The organism is Pseudaeromonas paramecii, assembly GCF_039540575.1.
Classification (GTDB): Bacteria; Pseudomonadota; Gammaproteobacteria; order Enterobacterales; family Aeromonadaceae; genus Pseudaeromonas; species Pseudaeromonas paramecii.
Window position 1 is genome coordinate 1 of the sequence record NZ_BAABFC010000001.1, and the last position, 21418, is coordinate 21418.

At 63.6% G+C, this 21418-nt stretch carries 15 protein-coding genes; 10 read left to right on the plus strand and 5 right to left on the minus strand.

Translation table 11 applies throughout. The features are described 5' to 3' along the window. Window positions 1-106 precede the first annotated feature (106 nt). Window positions 107-865: an alpha/beta fold hydrolase gene (locus ABD847_RS00005; protein ID WP_345008773.1), complete on the plus strand. Its 759-nt coding sequence runs from the start codon at window positions 107-109 to the stop codon at window positions 863-865. 82 nt (window positions 866-947) lie between these two features. Here ABD847_RS00005 and pfkA read toward each other — a convergent pair whose 3' ends face one another. The 3 genes from pfkA to ABD847_RS00020 all read right to left on the minus strand — a co-directional run bounded on the left by pfkA (window position 948) and on the right by ABD847_RS00020 (window position 3773). Next, window positions 948-1910 (minus strand): 6-phosphofructokinase, encoded by a 963-nt coding sequence (pfkA, locus tag ABD847_RS00010; RefSeq protein WP_345008775.1) that lies wholly within the window; start codon window positions 1908-1910, stop codon window positions 948-950. Window positions 1911-2112: 202 nt separating this feature from the next. Continuing rightward, a complete protein-coding gene (gene tpiA, locus ABD847_RS00015; RefSeq protein ID WP_345008777.1) occupies window positions 2113-2868 on the minus strand; it encodes a triose-phosphate isomerase in 756 nt (251 codons plus the stop codon). Between the two features lie 137 nt (window positions 2869-3005). Next, window positions 3006-3773: an ElyC/SanA/YdcF family protein gene (locus ABD847_RS00020; protein WP_345008779.1), complete on the minus strand. Its 768-nt coding sequence runs from the start codon at window positions 3771-3773 to the stop codon at window positions 3006-3008. Between the two features lie 49 nt (window positions 3774-3822). On the opposite strand from ABD847_RS00020, the gene cmoM reads away from it, so the two are divergent. The 7 genes from cmoM (at window position 3823) to ABD847_RS00055 (ending at window position 14326) form a co-directional block, all read left to right on the plus strand. Continuing rightward, on the plus strand, window positions 3823-4740 hold the full coding sequence (cmoM, locus tag ABD847_RS00025) for a tRNA uridine 5-oxyacetic acid(34) methyltransferase CmoM (protein ID WP_345008782.1): 918 nt from the start codon (window positions 3823-3825) through the stop codon (window positions 4738-4740). Further along, complete coding sequence (mukF, locus tag ABD847_RS00030) at window positions 4737-6062, plus strand: chromosome partition protein MukF (RefSeq protein ID WP_345008784.1); 1326 nt, start codon at window positions 4737-4739, stop codon at window positions 6060-6062. The genes cmoM and mukF overlap by 4 nt, the downstream gene beginning before the upstream one ends. Continuing rightward, on the plus strand, window positions 6043-6762 hold the full coding sequence (gene mukE, locus ABD847_RS00035) for a chromosome partition protein MukE (protein ID WP_345008786.1): 720 nt from the start codon (window positions 6043-6045) through the stop codon (window positions 6760-6762). The genes mukF and mukE overlap by 20 nt, the downstream gene beginning before the upstream one ends. A 2-nt stretch (window positions 6763-6764) precedes the next feature. Then, window positions 6765-11201: a chromosome partition protein MukB gene (mukB, locus tag ABD847_RS00040; RefSeq protein WP_345008789.1), complete on the plus strand. Its 4437-nt coding sequence runs from the start codon at window positions 6765-6767 to the stop codon at window positions 11199-11201. A 63-nt stretch (window positions 11202-11264) separates the two neighbouring features. After that, window positions 11265-12209, plus strand: coding sequence for a hypothetical protein (locus tag ABD847_RS00045; protein WP_345008791.1), 945 nt, complete (start codon window positions 11265-11267; stop codon window positions 12207-12209). Window positions 12210-12342: 133 nt separating this feature from the next. Beyond that, on the plus strand, window positions 12343-13533 hold the full coding sequence (locus ABD847_RS00050) for an amino acid aminotransferase (RefSeq protein ID WP_345008793.1): 1191 nt from the start codon (window positions 12343-12345) through the stop codon (window positions 13531-13533). Between the two features lie 136 nt (window positions 13534-13669). Next, complete coding sequence (locus tag ABD847_RS00055) at window positions 13670-14326, plus strand: glutathione S-transferase (protein WP_345008795.1); 657 nt, start codon at window positions 13670-13672, stop codon at window positions 14324-14326. A 48-nt stretch (window positions 14327-14374) separates the two neighbouring features. Here ABD847_RS00055 and ABD847_RS00060 read toward each other — a convergent pair whose 3' ends face one another. Both ABD847_RS00060 and ABD847_RS00065 read right to left on the minus strand, forming a co-directional pair. Then, on the minus strand, window positions 14375-16066 hold the full coding sequence (locus ABD847_RS00060; protein ID WP_345008797.1) for a methyl-accepting chemotaxis protein: 1692 nt from the start codon (window positions 16064-16066) through the stop codon (window positions 14375-14377). A 404-nt stretch (window positions 16067-16470) separates the two neighbouring features. Beyond that, the gene (locus tag ABD847_RS00065; RefSeq protein WP_345008799.1) at window positions 16471-18171 is read right to left on the minus strand and encodes a methyl-accepting chemotaxis protein; all 1701 of its coding nucleotides are present in this window, start codon (window positions 18169-18171) and stop codon (window positions 16471-16473) included. Between the two features lie 495 nt (window positions 18172-18666). Between ABD847_RS00065 and ABD847_RS00070 the strand changes: the two genes are divergently transcribed. Then, window positions 18667-20433: a putative bifunctional diguanylate cyclase/phosphodiesterase gene (locus ABD847_RS00070; RefSeq protein WP_345008801.1), complete on the plus strand. Its 1767-nt coding sequence runs from the start codon at window positions 18667-18669 to the stop codon at window positions 20431-20433. After that, on the plus strand, window positions 20430-21344 hold the full coding sequence (locus tag ABD847_RS00075; protein ID WP_345008803.1) for a sugar phosphate isomerase/epimerase family protein: 915 nt from the start codon (window positions 20430-20432) through the stop codon (window positions 21342-21344). The genes ABD847_RS00070 and ABD847_RS00075 overlap by 4 nt, the downstream gene beginning before the upstream one ends. Window positions 21345-21418 lie beyond the last annotated feature (74 nt).

Below are 21418 nucleotides of genomic sequence, written 5' to 3' on the forward strand. Positions count from 1 at the left end.
TGGTTTGGTTGGCGCCTCCAATTCTCCGGGAATGCCCCGAGTGAACAACCTACAGAGAGATCACAGCTAGGCTTGAAACAGAAGCAAAGCCAGCTCGGAGTGACCTATGGGGCGACATGCTGTGGTGCTGTTGCGGGGAGTCTCCCGGGATGCCCGCCACTGGCAGCAGTGGCCGGTGTCGCTGACGCAGGCCTGGGGGCAGGCCGTCTATTGCCCGGACATCCCGGGCAACGGGCGCCTGTGGCAGCAAGTTTCCCCCTGCCACCTGGCCGAACTGGTGACCGCCTTGCGGGCACAACTGCCGAACGCTGCCCAGCCGCCCTGGCATATCGTCGGCCTCTCCTTGGGGGGGCTGGCGGGTCTGGGGTGGGCCCAGGCGTTACCCCATGAAGTGGCCTCCCTCACGCTGATCAATACCTCCCTGGCCGGACTCAACCCCTGGTATCAACGGCTGCGGCCCGGCGCCCTGCTGCGGTTGCCCTGGGCCCTGTTGCTGGGCGCCGTTGCCCGTGAGCCCATGCTGCTGGCCATGACAGTCCAGGATCCCCTGGTCCGCACCACCTGCCTGCCGCAATGGCAACGCTGGGCCAAGGCGATGGGCACCCGGCGAAGTAATCTGTTGCGTCAGCTGTATTGCGCCGCGCGGGCCGCACCTGCTCGACCCGCCTGCCCGACATTAGTGCTGGCCAGCCGGCAGGATAGACTGGTGTACTGTGCCTGTTCAGCCCGGCTGGCGGCATACTGGCAATTGCCGATCCGCTGGCACGAACAGGCTGGCCACGATCTGCCGCTGGACGCTCCCGACTGGCTGACGGCGCAACTGCTGGCCTGGTGGCAGCGCTGCGAGGCGTCGGCAGCGCCATAGCCTGCCCGGCGATGAAATGGGGCGGCAAAAAAACGGGAGGCCATGGCCTCCCGTCTGCTGTTATCTGACTGACGCGCCTGTGTTAGAACAGGGTGTCGCTCAGCTTGAACATCTCTTCGTCGAACGGACGCTTCATGTTCTCGATGCAGTCGATGATGTCGTGGTGCACCAGCTGGTTCTTCATGATACCGACACAGCGGCCACCGTGACCTTCCATCAGCAGCTCGACGGCATAGGCGCCCATGCGGCTGGCCAGGATACGGTCGCGGGCGGTGGGGCTGCCACCGCGCTGGATGTGGCCCAGAATGGTGGCGCGGGTTTCCAGGCCGGTGTGGGCCTCGATTTCCTTGGCCAGGGCGTTGACGTCGGTGACATGCTCACAGATGGTGACCATGGCATGACGCTTGCCCTTGGCAATGCCGTTGTCGATCTGAGCGATGAGATCGGCCTTGTTGAAGCCCTTCTCCGGCACCACCACAAACTCGGCACCGCCAGCAACGGCGGCGTGCATGGCCAGATCGCCGCAGTGGCGACCCATGACTTCCACGATGGAGATCCGCTTGTGGGAAGTGGAGGTGTCACGCAGACGGTCGATGGCTTCCATCACCACGTTCAGGGCGGTGTCGAAACCGATGGTGAAGGAGGTACCGGCGATGTCGTTATCTATGGTGCCGGGCAGGCCGATGCAGGGGTAGCCCATCTCGGTCAGCTTCTTGGCACCCATGTAGGAGCCGTCACCACCAATCACCACCAGGGCGTCGATGCCGTGTTTCTTCAGATTTTCGATGGCTTCGCGGCGGACGGATTCTTCCTTGAAGGCGGGGAAGCGGGCAGAGCCCAGGAAGGTACCGCCGCGGTTGATCACGTCAGAGACGCTGTGGCGCTCCAGCTTTTCGATCCGGTCCTGGTGCAGACCCAGGTAGCCGTCCCGAACACCGTAAACTTCGATGCCCTTGGACAGCGCAGCACGCACCACGGCACGGATGGCCGCATTCATGCCCGGTGAGTCACCGCCGCTGGTCAGGACGCCAATTTTCTTGATCATAGTGTGCCTCTATAAGTCGTCAGAACGTTAAAAAAGTCGGCGCTTGGCCGTCGGTTCACGCTGGATGTCGATCTGCAGTCTAGCTCGGCGTGGCAGAGCTGCCGCTTCTTATAATGCACTGCCTTGTCCCGGCAGGATCCAGGGGGCGACGGTCAGCGAGCTCAAAGACAAGGGTGCCCACAGGCACCCTCGTTTGTTTCTATTACTGCTTGGCGCCAGCGATGATTTGAGCAAAATCATCCGGCTTCAGGGAGGCGCCGCCCACCAGACCACCGTCGATGTCCGGCTGACCGAACAGGTTGGCCGCAGAGGCGCCGGTCACGGAACCACCGTACAGGATCTGTACCTTGGCAGCCACGTCGGCGTCGAAACCGGCCAGGTAGCCACGGATGTGGGCGTGAACGGCCTGGGCGATTTCCGGGGTAGCGGTCTTGCCGGTACCGATGGCCCATACGGGTTCGTAGGCAACCACGGCCTTGGCGAAGGAGGCGATACCGCAACGGTCGATCACGGCCTTCAGTTGCTCTTCAACCACCTGGTTGGTGGTACCGGCTTCGAATTGTTCCAGGGTTTCACCGATGCACAGTACCGGTACCAGGTCGGCAGCCTGGATGGCTTCGTACTTGGCGGCTACCACGGCGTCGGTTTCGGCGTGCAGGGTGCGGCGCTCGGAGTGACCCACCAGGGCGTACTTGCAGCCGAATTCCTTCAGCATGACCGGGGAGTTTTCACCGGTGAAAGCACCAGAGGTGTGAACGTCGGCGTTCTGGGCACCGTATTGGATACGGCTGCCTTCAGCCAGCTTCTCGACCAGGCCCAGGAAGATCACCGGCGGGCAAACGGCCACTTCAACGCCTTCTGCCTTGGCGGCCGGTTCGATCAGCGCCTTAACCAGGGCTTCAACAGAGGCTTTGGTGCCGTTCAACTTCCAGTTACCCATGACCAATGGTTGTCTCATTCTTTCATCCTCCAGATGGTATTAGCTGCGGGCCATTATAAGAGCGAAGTCTGGCCCCGGGTAGTCGAAGGCCTTTGGCGCTTCGAAATTTTTTTGGTTTTTTACTGATCCAAGTCAGTGTTTGTCTTGGACAAAGCTCAATCTTTGGACTGTCCCCGCAGACGGGTCCATAGCAGGCCGATCCGCTCATGCACCCCCAGGGTGCTCAGGTAGAGGAAGCGGCTGCTGGGTAGCTGAGAGTAGAGGGGCAGGGGACGTTGTGCCAACTTGGCCTTGAAGTCGGTGGGGGCGGCGGTGGGAGTGAAGCCCGCCCCGCGGGCCATGGCCATGGCTCTGGGCATGTGATAGGCGGAGGTCACCAGGGCCGCCGTCTTGCCGCCGTGCACCAGGCTGGCGTAATGCTGTATCTCGTCCTGGGTATCGAACGCATCCTCAAACAGCACCATCTGACTGCGAGGGATGCCGGCGGCCTCGGCGCGCTGGGCGTAGTAACCGGCGCAGGAGAGGGGATCGTCCTGGGTGTTGCCGGAGAACACCAGGGTGGCCTCGGGGTGCAGGGCCTTGAGACGGATGGCCTCGGCCACCCGGGCATTGCTGTCTTCGGTCCCGTAGCTCCAGGCGGGCACGGTCGGGTCGCTCACCTGGCCGTGGCCCAGCACCAGAATGTAATCGAGCCGGCCCTGGCCGGCGTAGGCCGGGTATTGCTGCTCCAGGGGGCGCAGCAGCGCCAGGCTGACGGGCCGCAGGGAAAACAGGCACAGCAGAAGTACGCCCAGCGTGATGAGCGTCTTGCCCAGGCGCTGCCGACGGGTCAGCCACAGCAAGAGTAGACCCAGCAGCAGCAGGGTCAACACCATGGGCAGCGGCATCAGCAGATTGCCCAGCACCTTTTTTAACCAGAACATGGCCATTCTCTCGACGACTGGAAGGGGTGCCGTTTTCAGGCCCCGGGGGATGTGCCAGAATAGCCGGCCAATCACCTCAGGGGAACCCAAGATTTTGCAGCGGGATCAGAGCCAAGCGAATAAAGCCCAAGCCGATCAGAGCTTCGATGGCCTGGCGCAGAAGTTTGCCCAGAACATCTATGGCACCGGCAAAGGGCGGATCCGCGCCGCCGTGGTGTGGCAGGATTTGCTGACGTGTCTGGCGCAGTTGCCCCAGCGTCCCCTGCGCATTCTGGATGCCGGCGGCGGCTTTGGCTTCTTCAGCCAACAGCTGGCGGCACTGGGGCACCAGGTGGTGCTGTGCGATCTCTCCGCCGACATGCTGGACGAGGCAGCGCGCCAGCTGGCCGAGCAGGGGCTCAGCGACCGGGTGCGACTCATCCATTGCGCCATCCAGGATCTGCCGGCCCAGCTGGAGGGTGAGTTTGATCTCATCTTGTGCCACGCCGTGCTGGAATGGCTCAGTGCGCCGCGGGACACACTGTTATCCTTGCTGGGTTTTTTGGCGCCCGAAGGGATCCTCTCCTTGATGTTTTACAATCGGCAGGCCCTGCTGTTTCAGAGCCTGGTGGTGGGCAACTTCGACTACATCCGGGCTGGCCTGGTCAAGCAGCGCAAGCAGAAGCTGACCCCCAGCAATCCTCAGGAGCCTGAGGCCGTCTATGGCTGGCTGACCGACGCCGGCATGACGCTCTTGGGCAAGACGGGGGTACGGGTCATCCATGACTACATGCGCCACAAGACGGATCAGGTGACCAAGTTTGACGATCTGCTGGCCATGGAGCAGCGTTACTGCCGCCAGGAACCCTTTGTTTCCCTGGGGCGCTATGTCCATGTGATGGCCCGGCGTCCGACGGCCGCCGCCTGGCCGCCGTCCGCGGCCACACAGAACAACACAGATAACCAATCGAGTACCAAGCGAGCATGACAGAGCAATCCCGCACCCTGCCCGAGCTGGTGGGCTGGGTCAGGCAGGAAGGGCTGGCGCTGAGCCTGCCCAACGACCGTCTGGCCTTTCTCATCGCCATCTCGGCCCTCTCCAAGGGGGATCTGAGCCAGGAGCTGACCGAGGCGGCCCTGCACGATGCCTTCGGCTATGTCAGCCAGGTGTTTGGCCAGGTAGACGAAACGGTCACCAGCCGGGCCAACAACGCCATCAACGAACTGGTGCGCCAGAAGCTGCTGTCGCGTTTCAACGCCGATCCCACCGCCGGCGAAAGCCTCTACCGACTGACCCGGCTGGCGGTGTCCATCGTCGACTTCTTCGCCGAACAGCGGGAGGTGAGCACCATCAAGCTCTCCTTGCTGCTGGAGCAGGTGGCCGGCGAGCTGGAGAAGAGCTATCGCTCGGCCCTGGCGGCGGACGACATCCAGCAGTGGAACCAGCAGGTCTACCCGCGGCTCAAGTTCTCCGTGGAGGAGATACTGGGGCGCATCGATCTCACCCAGCGGGCCATGGACGAGCAGCAAAACCACGTCAAGGCCCAGATCGCCGAGCTCTTGAACCTCAACTGGACCCAGGCCATCCACAGCTGTGAGCAGCTGCTGCACGAGACGGGCCAGACCCTCAAAGAGTTGCAGGACACCTTGGATGCGGCGGGCCATCAGCTGCAGGAAGGGCTGCTCAACATTCAGGAGGCCTGCCAGGGCCGCGACGAGCTGTTCCATGTGGCGGATCTGACCCACAGCCTGCAGGGACGGATCGACGCCATCATCAGCTGGGGCCAGCAGTGCATCGAGCTGTGGGCCCGCTACGACCGCCACGTGCACAAGTTCATCCGCACCGCCATCGACATGGACAAGCACCGCGCCTTCAGCCAGCGGCTGCGGGACTCCATCCGCGACTTCGATCAGCATAACTGGCTGCTGCGGGTGGCCCAGGAGCATCGGCTGCTGGAGCTGCGGGACGAGACTCTGGCGCTGCATGGCGAGGAGGTCACGGGCGAGGTGCCAGAAGAGCTGGAATACCAGCAGATGCAGGATCTGGGCAATGCCCTCACCGAGCGGATCCAGGCCCATCTGGCCGCCTATCGGGATGAAGGCAAGCCCTTGGATTTGGCGGAGGTGCTGCGGGAGTACCTGCAGGCCTATCCCCAGTTCCAGCACTTCGACGTCACCCGCATGCTGGTGGACGAGGCGGTGCGCCTGGGTCATGCCGAGGCGGAGCTGGCGGGCTTCAAGCAGCCCAAGTGGAAACCCATCAACGAAACCGGTGCTAAGGTACAGGCCCATGTCATTGACCAATACTGAATTCCCCATGGGGCTGCGACTGGCCCAGGCCATTGCCAACCCCCTGTTCCCCAAGCTGGACACCGCCCTGCGTAGCGGCCGGCACATCAGTGCCGACGATCTGGACAACCACTCCTACCTGCTGGAGTTCCACAGCGAGCTGGATGTCTTCTATGCCCGCTATGCCGCCGAGCTCATCAAGGCGCCGGAAGGCTTCTTCTACCTGCGGCCGCGGCCCAGCTCCGACATCGCCACCTCTGTGCTCTCCGAGCTGGATATGCTGGTGGGCAAGGTGCTGTGCTACCTCTACCTGAGTCCGGATCGGCTGGCCAACGAAGGCATCTTCAACCTGGCGGATCTGCAGGAGGAGATATTGACCCTGGCGGACGAGCAGCAGCTATTGCGCATGGTGCACCAGCGCAGTGGCGGCTCGGATCTGGACAAACGCCGGCTGCTGGAGCGGCTGCGCACCACCCTGCGGCGCCTGAAGCGGCTGGGCATGGTCACCGCCCTGGGCACCGGCGATCGCTTTCGCATCAACGAGTCGGTGTTCCGCTTTGGCGCCGACGTGCGGGGTGACGAGGATCCCCGTGAGGTGCAGCTGCGGATGATCCGCGAAGGGGAGGCCATCCTGCACGATGATGAGCTGCCCACCAGCGAACACCTGCTGGATGAAACCGATGACGAGATGGAAGAAGAACAACTGGGGCTGGATGTATGAGCATGCGCGGTAAGATCAAATCCTTCACCATGGTGAACTGGAACGGCTTCTTTGCCCGGACCTTCGAGATGGACGCCCTGGTGACCACCCTCTCCGGCGGCAACGGTGCGGGCAAGTCCACCTCCATGGCAGCCCTCATCACGGCGCTCATCCCCGACCAGTCGCTCTTGCATTTTCGCAACACCACGGAGGCGGGCAGCTCCAGCGCCAGCCGCGACAAGGGGCTGTACGGCAAGCTCAAGCGCGGCCACTGCTACTCACTGCTGGACGTGGTGAACTCCCGGGATCAGCGCATCTGGGTGGGCGTCCACCTGGAGCAGGTGGCCAACCGGGACAACAAGGTCAACATCACCCCCTTCGCCCTGCTGGAGGTGCCGGACGAGGTGGCCCCCACCGACCTGCTGCTGGAGCGGCTGGATGACGGCAAGGCCAAGGTGCGGGCCTTCGCCGATCTGCGCAAGGCCGCCGCCGAGCTGGGGGCCCTCAAGGTGGCCAAGTTCAATTCGGTGACCGATTATCACAACTTCATGTTCGAGTACGGCATCACCCCCAAGAAGCTGCGGGATCAGAAGGATAGATCGCGCTTCTACCGGCTGATCGAGGCCTCCCTGTATGGCGGCATCTCCTCGTCCATCAGCCGCTCCCTGCGGGAATACCTGCTGCCGGAGAACTCAGGGGTGCGCAAGGCCTTCCAGGACATGGAAGCGGCCATCTACGAAAACCGCCGCACCCTGGACGCCATTCGCGAAACCCAGGGCCAGCGGGATCTGTTCCGCAACCTCATCACAGAAACCACCCACTATGTGGCGGCGGACTATGTGCGCAACAGCGCCGAGAAGAGCCGGCTCTCCGAGGGCGCCCTGCACTGGCGCCGTCAGCTGCAGGACAAGCACCGTCTGGTGCGGGAAGAGAAGCAGCGCGCCATCTATCTGGCGGATGAAGTGGAGCAGATGAGCGCGAGAGAAACCCAGCTCACCGACGAGCTGGAGGTGGCCTCCGAGCACCTGGCAAAGGTGATCAACGCCGTGGCGCTGAACGGCAAGATTGCCCAGTACGCCGAGGACGTGACGGACCTGAGCCAGCGTCTGGAAGAACAGCTGGCCATCAGCGAGGAGATCGCCGAGCAGAAGGCCGAGCTGGAAGGGCGCAAGGGCCAGGCCGAGGCGGAGGTGGACAGCCTCAAGAGCCAGCTGGCCGACTACCAGCAGGCCCTGGATGTGCAGCAGACCCGCGCCATTCAGTACCGTCAGGCTCGCCAGGCCCTGCAGGCCGCCCGGGAGTTGTGCAATCTGCCGCAGCTGGAGCCCGAGACCCTGGGCCACTTTCAGCAGCAGGCCAAGCACCAGGAGCAGGCTCAGACCGAGGCCTTGCTGGCGCTGCAGCAGCGCTTCAACCTGGCCCGCGCCGCCGCCGATCAGTATGAATCGGCCCTGGCCCTGCTCACCGGCATAATGGGGCCTGTGGCCCGCAGCGAGGCCTGGAGCCAGAGTCAGGCCCTGCTCAAGCAAGCCGACGAGGCCCGTCAGCTGCAGGCCCGTGGCCAGGCCATAGTGCGCACCTTGCAGGAGGCCGAGCGCAACCAGCAGCAACGCAGCCGGTTGCAGGCCGAGGTGAGCGAGCTGTCCCAGGCCCTGGGCCAGCCGTTGGCCAGCGAGGCGGATCTGGCTCTGGCCATCGAGCTGACCCAGGCGGCCCAGGAGGATGTGCAGGGCCGGTTGCGGGAGGCCGCCGAGTCACGCATCGGTGTTCAGCAGCGGCTGCAACCCACCCAGGAGCGTATCGAGACCCTGCGCAAGCTGGCGCCGGCCTACCTCATCGCCCAGGAGAAGCTCGACAAGCTGCGGGAGCTGTGCGGTGAAGCCCTGGAAAACCCCCAGGCGGTGAGCCAGGCCATGCACAAGACCCTGGAGGCCGAACGGGCCACCGAGGCCAGCAAGAACAAGCTGCATGAGCGCAAGCTGTCACTGGAGAGCCTGATCCGCCGGCTGCAGAACGTGGGCGGCGCCGCCGACGAAGGCTTGCTGCGCATCGCCGAGCAGCTGCACGGCACCCTGCTGAGTGACGTCTACGACGACATCAGCTTGGAAGACGCCCCCTATTACTCCGCCCTCTACGGCCCGGCGCGTAACGCCATCGTCGTGGCGGATCTGGACGCCGCCGTCACCACCCTGGGTGGCCTGGAGGATCTGCCGGAGGACATCTACCTCATCCAGGGCAATCCGGATGCCTTCGACGAGGATCTGCTGGAGGCCAGCGAGCGGGGTCAGGCCCTGGTGGTGCGCGCCAGCGATCGTCAGCTGCGTTATTCGCGCTTCCCGCACCAGCCGCAGTTTGGCCGGGCGGCCCGGGAGCAGCGTATCGCGGCGCTGGAGAGCGAGCGGGAGGCCCTCATCGAGGAGCATGCCAAGCTGGCCTTCGAGCAGCAGAAGCTCTCCCGCACCTATCACCATTTCAGCCAGTTTATTGCCGAACACCAGAACGTGGCCTTCCTGCCCGATCCCGAAGAGGAGCTGGCCATCAAACAGGCCCAGCTGCGGGAGTGGCAAGGCCAGCTGGAGCAGGCCCAGCAGCAACAGGGTCAGCTGCAAGCCGCCCTGCAGCAGCAGGGGCAGCGGCTCACCCGGCTGCAAAGACTCGAGCCCCAGTGGCACCTGCTGGCCCAGGGGGACTTGGATGAGCAGCTGGCTCAGCTGCGCGCCCAGCAGGCCCAGCTGGAGGAGGCCCAGCAGTGGCTGGCCCGCCACGGCGCTGCCCTGCTCAAACTGGCCGAGCAGCAGCACCTGCTGAAGGAAGATCCCCAGGGGATAGAGGCGCTGCAGGAACAACTGCAGCAGGCCGAGCAACAGCTGAGCCTGCTGCGTCGGCAAAGCTTCGCCCTGGACGAGCTGCAGGGGCGGGTGCCCCATCTGGCCTATGCCGATGCCGAGTCCATGCTGGGGGAAACCTCCCAGATCAGCGAGCGCCTCAAGGAGAAGCTGGCCCAGGCCGAGCTGACCCGCCGGCAGGCCGCCGAGCAGCATCAGCAGATCCAGGGCCGCTTCACCGAGGCCATGCAGGTGAAGACCGCCCTGCAATCGAGCTTCGAGGCCAAGCGCCAGACCCTGGACGAGTTCCGCCAGGAGCTCTGTGCCATGGGGCTGCAGGTGGCTGCCGACATGGAGGAGAAGGCCCGGGAGCACAAGCGTCAGGTGGAGGAGCAGCTGGTGCGCACCCGCACCCGCCGCACCCAGGCCGAGGCCCAGTTCCAGGTCTGCCGCCGGGACATCGACAGCCTGAGCCAGCGCCTTCTGCTGGAAGGCAAGGACTACAGAACTGCCCGCAAGGCCCTGATCCAGCACAAGGTGAACTGGAACGAGGTGGTGCGGCTGGCCCGGGACAACGACGTGGAGAAGCGCCTCAACCGCCGCGAGCTGGCCTATCTGGACGGCGACGAGCTGCGCTCCATCTCCGACAAGGCCCTGGGGGCCCTGCGCCTGGCGGTGGCCCACGACGAGGAGCTGCGGGACACCTTGCGGCTGTCCGAGGGCAATCGCAACACGGCCCAGAAGGTGGCCTTCTATGTGAAGGTCTATCGCTATCTCAAGGAGCGGATCCGTCACGACATCATCCGCTCGGACGATCCGGTGGAAGCCATCGAAGAGATGGAGATCGAGCTCTCCCGCCTGGCCGAAGAGCTGAAGCAGCGTGAGACTCACCTGTCGCTCTCTTCCACCGAGGTGGCGGCCAAGATCAACAACATCATCCGCCGGGAGCAGAACCGCATCCGGGTGCTCAACCAGGGGCTGCAGAACATCGCCTTCGGTCAGGTACGCGGCGTACGGCTCAACGTCAACGTGCGGGAGGCCTATGGCCGACTGCTCAGCGCCCTGGGGGAGCAGGCCACCCTGCACCAGGACCTGTTTGCCGACAACCAGATGAGCTTCTCCGAGGCCATGGCCAAGCTGTTTGGCCGCCTCAACCCCCACATCGATCAGGGCGAGCGTTCCTATCAGGTGTTGGGGGAGGCACTCTTGGACTACCGCAACTACCTGGAGCTGGAGATTGAGGTGCAGCGGGGCGTGGACGGCTGGCTGCGGGCCGAGAGCGGCGCCCTGTCCACCGGCGAGGCCATCGGCACCGGCCAGGCCATCTTGCTGATGGTGCTGCAAAGCTGGGAGGAGGATTCCAAGCGGCTGCGGGCCAAGGAGATGCAGCCTTGCCGCCTGCTGTTCCTCGATGAGGCGGCGCGGCTGGATGCCAAGTCCATCGCCACCCTGTTCGAGCTGTGCGAACGGCAGGACATGCAGCTGCTCATCGCCGCGCCGGAGAACATCAGCCCGGAGAAGGGCACCACCTACAAGCTGATCCGCAAGGTGCACGGCCAGCATGAACACGTGCACGTGGTGGGCCTGCGTGGCTTCGGCTACACCAGCGGCGACGAGGTGCGTCTGAACGCCTGATGGAGGGGGCCCGAGTGCCCCCTTTTTTTATTGGTAATGGGTCTGCAGCAGGGCAGGGAAGGCATGCACGAGGCACTGGAACACGATGGCACCCGTTTGCTGGTGGCGGCCCTGCTAGGGGAGGCGCCGGTACGGGTGCGCAAACGCTGGGCCTTGCTGCAACTGGCGCTGTGGCAGGAGCAGGGGCTGGCGGAGGATCTGGGGGAGGGGCGCTATCGCCTCACCCCTTTGGGCCGCCAACGGCTGGGCCAGCTGCAGACCGAGCAGCAGATCCTGTCCGCTGGCAGTGCCGAGGCGCGCTTGCAGGCCCTGGGGCTGGAGTTGCCGGCCCGCTGCCACCGTCAGGTGCTGGGAGCCTTGCTGCACGGCGATCGCCAGCATGCCTGGCCGGAGGTGGAGCTGACGGCATTGCGGGAGTCGGGGATTGAGCCCAGTCAGGATGGCCTGCTGCGGCTGCGATCCTCGGTGCCCTTCAGCCTGTTTTTCAGCGAGGGCGGCATGCTGGATGCGGCCCCCATTCTGGCCACCTTGGGAGAGCTGGCCCTGCCGGAGCCGGCCCTGGCTCGGCTCACCAAGCTGTTGTGGGCCCAGGCGCCGGCCCAGCGGGTGCTCACCGTGAGCCGGCGCAGCGGCTATGTCAGCCTGCCGCAGGAGACGGGCCAGCTGCTGTTGCTCTCGCCGCCCGAGTGTCCGGCGCTGGCGACCCGCTTCATGCAGGCCATGACGCCGGGGGTGGCCTGGGGGCAGGTAGGGGATCTGCATCCCCAGGCCCTGGCCCAGGCCCAGAGCCTGGCCGAGGCACTGGGTCGCCCATTGCGGCTGGCCCTGCCGGCGCGCTGGCCCGAGTTCGTTCGCCACTATGCCCAGCCCCTGCCAGAAGGGCAGCGCTGGTCGGCCACGGCCCTGGGCAGTGGCTTGGCGGCCTTGCTGGCGCCCCTGGTGGACAGTGGTAGCTGGTTGCCGTTAGAGGCCTATTGCCTGGGCCAGCAGTGGCAGCTGCTGGGTTGACCGCCCGGCAGGCAGACGTGATGAAAAGCATTTTTTGCCACCCGCTCGGGTGGTATAACAGGCGGGCCGTACCGAGTATCTCGGCTTGTGCCCGCAAGACGAGCCCATTCTCACCTACAGGACAGGGACTAACATGTTTGAGAAGGTAACCGCCGCGCCCGCGGATCCCATTCTGGGATTGACCGAAGAGTTTCGTAACGACAGCCGCACCGACAAGATCAACCTGGGGGTCGGCATCTACAAGAACGAAGCTGGCGAGACGCCGATCCTGCGTTGCGTCAAGCAGGCCGAGCAGATCCTGCTGGAAACGGAAAAGACCAAGAACTACCTCTCCATCGAAGGCACCGCCGAGTACGGCCAGCAGGTTCAGATCCTGCTGTTTGGTGCCGATCACGAGATCCTGGCCAGCCAGCGGGCCCGTACCGCTCAGGCGCCGGGGGGCACAGGTGCCCTGCGCATCGGTGCCGAGTTCCTGGCTCGCCAGCAGATCGCCCGCAAGGTGTGGATCTCCAACCCCACCTGGGTCAACCACTTCCAAGTGTTCGGCGCCGCCGGCATGGAGACCGCCGAATACCGCTACTACAGCCCGGTGACCCGCGGGCTGGACTTTGACGGCATGGTGGCGGATCTGAGCCAGGCCGCCCCCGGCGATGTGGTGCTGCTGCACGGCTGCTGCCATAACCCCACCGGCATAGATCCGACCCTGGAGCAGTGGGAAACCCTGGCCAAGCTCTGTGCCGACAAGCAGCTGCTGCCCTTCTTCGACTTCGCCTATCAGGGCTTTGCCAAGGGTGTGGATGAAGACGCCGCCGGCCTGCGGCTGTTCACCCGTCATCATCGCGAGATGCTGGTGGCCAGCTCCTTCTCCAAGAACTTCGGTCTGTATAACGAGCGGGTGGGCGCCTTCACCCTGGTAACCGACAGCGCCCAGGTGGCCCAGGTGGCCTTCAGCCAGGTGAAGACCACCATTCGTGCCAACTACTCCAACCCGCCGGCCCACGGCGCCGCCGTGGTGACCACTGTGCTCAAGGATCCGGTCCTGAAGGCCCAGTGGATCGACGAGGTGAAGGAGATGCGGGATCGCATCTGGAAGATGCGCGAGCTGTTTGTCGCCACCCTGAAGGCCGAAGGCGTGAGCCAGGACTTCAGCTTCATGACCGAGCAAAACGGCATGTTCTCCTTCTCCGGCCTGTCCAAGGAGCAGGTGGCGCGGCTGAAAAACGAGTTCGGCGTCTACATCGTCGGCTCAGGCCGCATCAGCGTGGCGGGGATCACCCAGTCCAACATAGGCCCCCTGTGCCAGGCCATCGCCAAGGTGCTCTAAGCCCGGCCGTTATGGAAGAACCCCGCCTGGCGCGGGGTTTTTTTTGGCAATTCCCTGCCTTCAGAGGGTTGATCCCGTCGTCCAATGGCGCAGGATAGGGCTTCCGTTAGCCTGGGTGAACCTACAAGGAGTCCCGATGAGCCTACCCTGCCTGGTGATTGGCAATTGCAACTATTCCAGCTGGTCCCTGCGTCCCTTCATGGCCCTGCGCCATGCCGGCATCCCGTTTGAACTCAAAAAACTCTGGCTGGATACCCCGGAATTCCACCCTCAGGTGGCAGCCCTGGGGGGCGGCCGTACCGTGCCTTTGCTGGTGCTGCCACAGCAGACCCTCTGGGAGTCGCTGGCCATCTGCGAATACGCCGCCGACGTCAATCCGGCCTTGTGGCCGGCCGATCTCCTGGTGCGGGCCCAGGCCAGGAGCCTGGCCTGTGAGATGCACGCCGGCTTCACGGCATTGCGCTCTGAGTTGCCCATGAATATCCGCGCCCGGCGCCGGGTCAGCCTGTCGGCGGCGGCCCAGGCAGATCTGGTGCGTCTGTTCACCCTGTGGCAGTCCTGCCGTGAGGCCCATGGCAGTGCGGGCCCCTGGCTGTTTGGCTCCTACAGCGTGGCCGATGCCATGTTCATGCCGGTGGCTTCGCGCCTGGCCACCTACGGCATCGACTGTCCGCCTGTGGCCGCCGCCTACCGCGACACCCTGCTGGGTGATCCGCATTTTGCCGACTGGCAGGCCATGGCCCTGGCGGAAACCCAGGTGGTGGCGATGGACGAGGCCGGCGAGCCGGTATAAAAAAACGCCGTCCTAGGACGGCGTTTTTGTTCAACCAAAAACCTGTGATTAGGCGGGCAGCCGATAGCTCATCACCATGGCTTCCATGCCTTCGGCCGAGTGCCGCAGGCTGTGGCCGGTCTGCCCCAGCTCCTTGGCCACGTGTTCCGTCTCTTCCACCGCATCGCGGATCACCACCAGGGCATCGGTGACCTGGTTGGCTACTTGGGTCTGCTGTTCGGCGGCGGCGGCAATCATGTCGCTGTGCTCGGCCAGCTCGCCGGTCTGGCGGGCGATGGCCAGGAAGCGCTCGCTGGCATCCGTCGCCTGATCCCGCGCCTGCTGGGCGGTGGCGACACTGGTCTGCATCTGGGTGACTGCCTGGCGAGTCTGCTGCTGCAGGGCGCCGATCATCTCATCGATCTCCCGGGTGGCCAACTGGGTGCGTTTGGCCAGCTGGCGCACCTCGTCAGCCACCACGGCAAAACCGCGACCGTGCTCACCGGCCCGGGCGGCCTCGATGGCAGCATTCAAGGCCAGCAGGTTGGTCTGATCCGAGATGCCGTTGATGGTGTCCACCACCGAGCTTATCAGGCTGACCTTGTCATACACCTGGTTCACCGAGTCAGCGCTGGAGTCCAGATCCCGGGTCAGCAGGCCGATGGCCTGAATGGTGTTGTCTATCTTGCCGACACCACCGTTGGCCAACTGATCCGTTTCCTGGGCACTGCAGGCGGAGTGTTGGGCATTTTGTGCCACTTCCTTGATGGTGGTGACCATCTCCTCCATGGACGCGGCCAGGGTATCCAGTCGCTGGCGTTGCTCCAGGATGGCACCGCCTACCTCCACCATGCCGTCGTTGAGCTGGCTGGAGGCGGCCGACAGGGAGTGGGCATTTTCCTGCTGCTGAGTCAGCAGACCGGTGAGCTGCTGCCGGGTGCTCTCCAGCGCACGGTTGATGGTGGCGAACTCATCCTTGCCCTCGGCGTGGATCACCTGGCTCAGATCCCGACGGGCGATGGCCTGCAGGCCGGCCAGGGCTACCTTAACCTGGGCCGCCAGGCTGCGGGAGAAGAGGGTGATGAACAGGGCCAGGGTCAGCAACACCACCAGCAGTATGCCGGCACTGTGCTTGAGGAAGCGGGCAAAGGCGGTATCGGCGGCATCCAGATAGACGCCGGCGCCCAGCACGAAGTCGCCCACCGGGTAGATAAAGGCGGCCTTGGGCAGCGACTCGCTGCTGCCGGGTTTGTTGTAGTGGTAATAGATCATCTCCGGCTGACCACTGCGGGCGATGCGCACCAGCGCCTGGTCGAGATTCTCTGTGTTGCCGTCCAGCAGGATGCCGGTGAGGTGCGAGCCGATGCGGGCATGATCCGGTGGGTAGACCCGCAGGGCCCCGCTACGGTCGGCCAGGAAGAAGTAACCGGCCCCTTGATCCCAGCGGGCGTTTTCCAACACCGGGGTGACGGTGGCGATGACGGTGGCTTCCGCCTCCTGGGGCAGGCTGGCCAGATAGTGGGCCATGGTCTCCACCTGGGACTGCAGGTCGTTTAGTATCACGGTGCGGATCTGCTGGCGAGCCTTGTCGGCTGTGATGGCATTACCGGCCAGGCTCAATACCATCACCAAGGCCAGCAACAGCCGCATCTTGCCGCTGAAGCTCAGGTGGGTGATCAGCCGCGTGAACAGGTTGCTGTTGGGTTGTCCGGCGGGGGCCACGACTCGGTCGGCCAGGTTGGCCTCCGAATAGCTATGCATATCAATACCTCATTTACTTGATAGAAAGGGGCCATCTAGCGACGTCCATCCCGCCAAATGTAAGAAATAATTAACAATTCCGGTCTTATGTTGCTGCCGGATCTCTGGGGTGACCTATTAGAGTAATTCCTCAACAATCGCGCAATGGGTTGGCAGTTTCTTTGGTTTTAAAAGCGGCAAAATTCGAGATGAACGCCAAATGAGGGGCTCTATTGAAACAATATACTGAGAAATCCAGATTTCTTTGAAACCGGATCCGTGGCAGTCATCGATCAGTGGCGAACGAATCTGTTGCCTGGGTGTTAATGAGGGAATGCGGTGGTGGCCAGGTGGGGGGGAGGGGCGGATTGGTCTTGCGCGTTGAATGAATATGCAGGGCCAGCCGGGCTGGCCCTGCATTGGGATCAGCGGGACAACTGGTAGCTCATCACCATCTGTTCCATGCCTTCTGCGGCCTGGCGCAGGCTCTGGCTGGTCTGTCCCAGCTCCTTGGCTACATGCTCCGTCTCTTCCACCGCATCGCGGATCACCACCAGAGCATCGGTGACCTGGTTGGCCACCAGGGTCTGCTCTTCGGCGGCGGAGGCGATCATCTCGCTGTGTTCGGACAGCTCACTGGTCTGCTGGGCGATGGCCATGAAGCGCTCGCTGGCATCCCCCGCCTCGCCCTTGGCCTGTTGGGCCGTCTTGACGCTGGTCTGCATCATGGCCACCGCCTGGTGGGTCTGCTGCTGCAGGGCGGTGATCATGTCGGCGATTTCCCGGGTAGCCTGCTGGGTGCGCTTGGCCAGCTGGCGTACCTCATCGGCCACCACGGCAAAACCGCGCCCTTGCTCGCCGGCGCGGGCCGCCTCGATGGCGGCGTTGAGGGCCAGCAGGTTGGTCTGCTCCGAGATGCCGTTGATGGTATCCACAACGGAACTGATGACGCCAACCTTGTCCTCCACCTCGTTCACCGATTGGGCGCTGGAGTCCAGGTTGCGGGTCAATAGCTCGATGGCCTGGATGGTGCTGCCGATCTTGCCGACGCCACCTCCGGCCAACTGGTCGGTTTCCTGGGCATTGACCGCAGAGTGCTGGGCGTTTTGCGCCACTTCGCGGATGGTGGTGACCATCTCCTCCATGGCGGCCGCCAGGTTGTCCAGCCGTTGCCGTTGCTCCAGGATGGCTCCCCCCACTTCCACCATGCCGTCGTTGAGCTGGCTGGAGGCGGCAGACAGGGAGAGGGCGTTGTCCTGCTGCTGATGCAAGAGGCCGGCGAGCTGCAGACGGGTACTCTCCAGCGCCTGGTTGATGGTGGCAAACTCATCCCGGCCGATGGCCAGGATAGGGTGACTCAGGTTCTTGTTGGCGATGGCTTGCAGCCCGGCCAGCGCCTGCTTGACCTGGGCGGAGATGGTGCGGGCAAACAGGCCCACCAGCAGGGCCAGGGCCACCAGGATCACCAGCAAAATGCCGGCACTGTGCTTGAGGTAGTTGAAGAAGGCCGTATCGGCGGCATCCAGATAGACGCCGGAAACCAGCAGGTAATCCCCCAGGGGGTAGACATAGGCCGCCTTCAAGATTTTGTGGCTGCTGCCGGGTTTCATGTAGGGGTAGCGGATCAGCTCACTGTGACCGGACTGGGCGATTCGTACGAAGGCCTGGTTGACGTTCTCGTCACTGTCTTGCAGCAGGACGGGGTCCAGGTAATTGCCCAGACGAGCGTGATCCGGCGGATAGACCAGCAGTTGGCCCTGCCGATTGGTGATGAACAGGTAGCCGCTCTTGCCTTCACCCCAACGGGCGGCCTCCAGCAGGGGCGTGGCCTGGGCGATAAAGGTGGCGGGATCCTGACTCAGCATGGGCGCCAGCAGCTGGCCATAGCTTTCCACCTGATTGACGAGACCGGCTTCAATCACCTCACGGATCTCCTCCCGGGTGATGTTGGCGGAGATCAGGTTGCCCAGGGTGGTCAGCAAGATGACAGAGCCCAACAGGATGCGCATCTTGCCATTGAAGCTGAAGTAGCTGATCCAGCGATGCAGCCGGCCACACTGGGGCTGTCTTGATGCCGACGAGAAGCTGAGAGTCGATGCGGCAATCGGTTGGGCAAAGGTATTCACGTTGGCTCCTTGTGGGGTCAAGTCAAGATCAGGCCGGGATACCCCGCCGCTGCTTGTTTGTTTTGTCTGAAATCTTGCATAAATAACCCCTTGGGTGACAAGGGGCGTTGTTTCAATTGATCGGCCTGACGCAAAAAAAATCGAGAAAAAACACATAATTGCGGGCCGACTCACACCCGTGGTACCCGGCATAGGATGCCGAGCACTGCTCCCCGCTGACCCTGGCTGCCTGCGCCGGGCGGGTGGCTACCCGGCTGGTAGGACCTGCTGACGAAAACTCGGACTCACAAGGGTCGTCTTGGTCATTGAGTGTGACCCTGGCTACAGCTTTGGTGGGCAATACATGACGGCGTGCCACGGCACTGCGATGCTCAGTAGTGTCATGGGCCCGGTAGCGCCTCCTGCCTATGGTTGCGTCTCGGGGCCTTTTGATCTCCAAACGGCCTCCTAACCCGAGCAGCTTGATCCAACGCCGATGGGAGAAGTTAAAAGCGAATGTTAGCCGTTCTTTTTTCAGGATTACTGATCCTGATCAGCCTTCTAGCTCTCTTGCTGGCGTTGTGGCGTCACAACCGACGCTTGGAGCAGGGTCAACGTCACATGCAGGCGCTGATGGACAGCATCCCGGATCTCGCCTGGGTCAAAGACACCCAGGGTCACTTTCAATTCGTCAATGCGCATTTTGGCAAGGCGTTTGGCCGCCAACCCCAGAGCCTGATTGGTCAGACGGATTATGATCTCTCCAGCTGTGGTCAGGCGGAGGCATACCTGCAGGATGACAGGCAGGTGATGGACAGCGGCACCTTGCTGCGCCGTGAGGAGATCATCACGGGGGAGGGCGGCAAGATCAGCTGGGCCGAGACCATCAAGGTGCCGGTAAGAGACCAGCAGGGACGGGTGGTGGGCACTGCCGGCACCGCTCGGGATATCACGGAGCGCAAGGCGGCCGAAGATCTCATTCGTCACCTGGCCATGCACGACTATCTGACGGATCTGCTCAATCGCCCCGGTCTGGAACAAAGCTGCCAGAGTATCTTGCAGCAGGCTCAGACCTCCGGGCAGGGGGTGGCGCTCTTCTTCATCGATCTGGATAACTTCAAGAACATCAACGACACCCTGGGCCACGGCGTGGGGGATAAGGTGTTGCAGGTGGTGGCCGAGCGGCTCAAGGGCTGCCTGGGAGCCTCAGATGCGGTGGGGCGGCTCGGTGGCGACGAGTTTGTGGTGATCCTGGGCGGTATCGCCAGCCGTTTGGCTGCCATCAAGCAGGGGAATCTGCTGCGACGCCAACTGGAGCAACCCCTGGAGGTGGACGGCATCGGCTATGAGTTGACCTGTAGCATGGGCATGAGCACCTACCCGGAAGATGGGCGCGATTATCATGCCCTGGTGCGGGGGGCGGACATCGCCATGTATCATGCCAAGAACCATGGCAAGGGCCATCTGGCGGAATTCAACGCCCAGCTGGGTGCGGACTCCCTGCGCCGCATGACCATGGAGCGCAAGCTCAAGGAGGCGATCCGACGGGATGAGTTCTTCTTGAATTTTCAGCCCCAATACGATCTGGCCAGTCGCAGCATCGTCGGCGTCGAGGTGTTGCTGCGTTGGCAGAACGAGGAGCTGGGGCTGGTGCCGCCCGGGCTCTTCATTCCGGTGGCCGAACAGTCACGCATCATACTGGACATAGGTCACTGGGTGCTGGAACAGGCCATGAGCCAGAATCTGGCCTGGGGCCGCGCCGGCTTGCCCATGCTGCCCATGGCAGTCAACCTATCGGCCTTGCAGGTGCACCAGCATGACTTCGACGAGCAGGTGACCAATCTGCTGCGCCAGCATGCCTATCCGGCCGACCGTCTGGAGCTGGAGCTGACCGAGAGCGTCATCATGGATAACGCCATCCCGGTGCTCCGACAACTGGAACAGCTGCGCAGCAGCGGGGTGCGCATCAGCATCGACGACTTTGGCACCGGCTACTCCAATCTGGGCTATTTGAGTCGTTTCCCGCTGGATGTGCTCAAGATAGATCGCTCCTTCATCACCCATATCCATGAGCAGCCCCAGCAGCAGCAGATAGTGCAGGCCATCGTTCAGCTGGCCCGTGCCTTTGACTTGCAGTTGGTGGCCGAAGGGGTGGAGCAGGAGGCGGAGCTGGCCTTCTTGTCGTCCCTCGGGGTGGAGCGGGTGCAAGGCTATCTGCTGGCACGTCCCTTGAGTGCGTCACAGATGGCCGAACTACTGGGAGGCCAGAAGGGCGTCGCATGAAGTGGGGCTTCTTTGATGCAGCCTTGCCGGAGGCCAGCCTGGCCCACGTGCTGGCGCTGGCGCAGTCGCTGGGGGTGACACAGCTGGAGCTAGGCTGTGGCGGCTATCCCGGCGAGGCCCATTGCCCCCGCCTGGCGCTACTGCGTCAGCCGGCCCGGCGACAGGCCTGGCAGCAGCAGATAGCGGCGGCCGGCTGCCAGGTAGGCGCGCTGGCCTGTCACGTCAACCCCCTGCATCCTGATCCGGCGCTGGCCCGCCTGCACCGTCAGCAGCTTAGTCAGGCCCTCGAGCTGGCGGCCGCGTTGGAGGTGCCGACCCTGGTGACCTTCTCCGGGGTCGGTGGCCAGGGGGCTGTGCCCAACTGGCCCGTGGTGGGCTGGCCCTACGAGTTTACCGATTATTACCAGCAGGTCTGGCAGCGGGAGCTGATCCCCTTCTGGCAGGCAATGAGCCGGCGGGCACAGAGCCTGGGGGTGCGCCTGGCGCTGGAGCTGCATGGCGGTTTCCTGGTGCATTCCCCGGGCACCCTGCTGGCGCTGCGAGAGGCCTGCGGCCCGGCGCTGGGCGCCAACCTGGATCCTTCTCATCTGTGGTGGCAGGGCATGGATCCCCTGAGCGCCATCGAGCTGCTGGGGGAGGCGCTGTTTCATGTTCACCTCAAGGATTGGCAGGCCGATCCCCAGTTGCAGGCACGCTGGGGTCTGCTGGACGGCCGGGATGAGCGGTTGGGGCCGCGCAGCTGGCGCTATTGCCTGCCGGGTGACGGCCATGGTGCCGAGTTCTGGCGCCCCTTCTTGCTGACACTCAGGGCCCAAGGTTATACCGGCATGCTGAGCCTGGAGCATGAGGCAAGCGATCGACAGCCAGAAGCCGGGATAAGGCAGGGCCTGGCCTGGCTGATGGGCCTCTAACGAGGCTCAATCTTGTGGTCCGACGCTATACTGATACTAATGATACTTCTTTACGTGTCTGCCAGGGCAAGCCT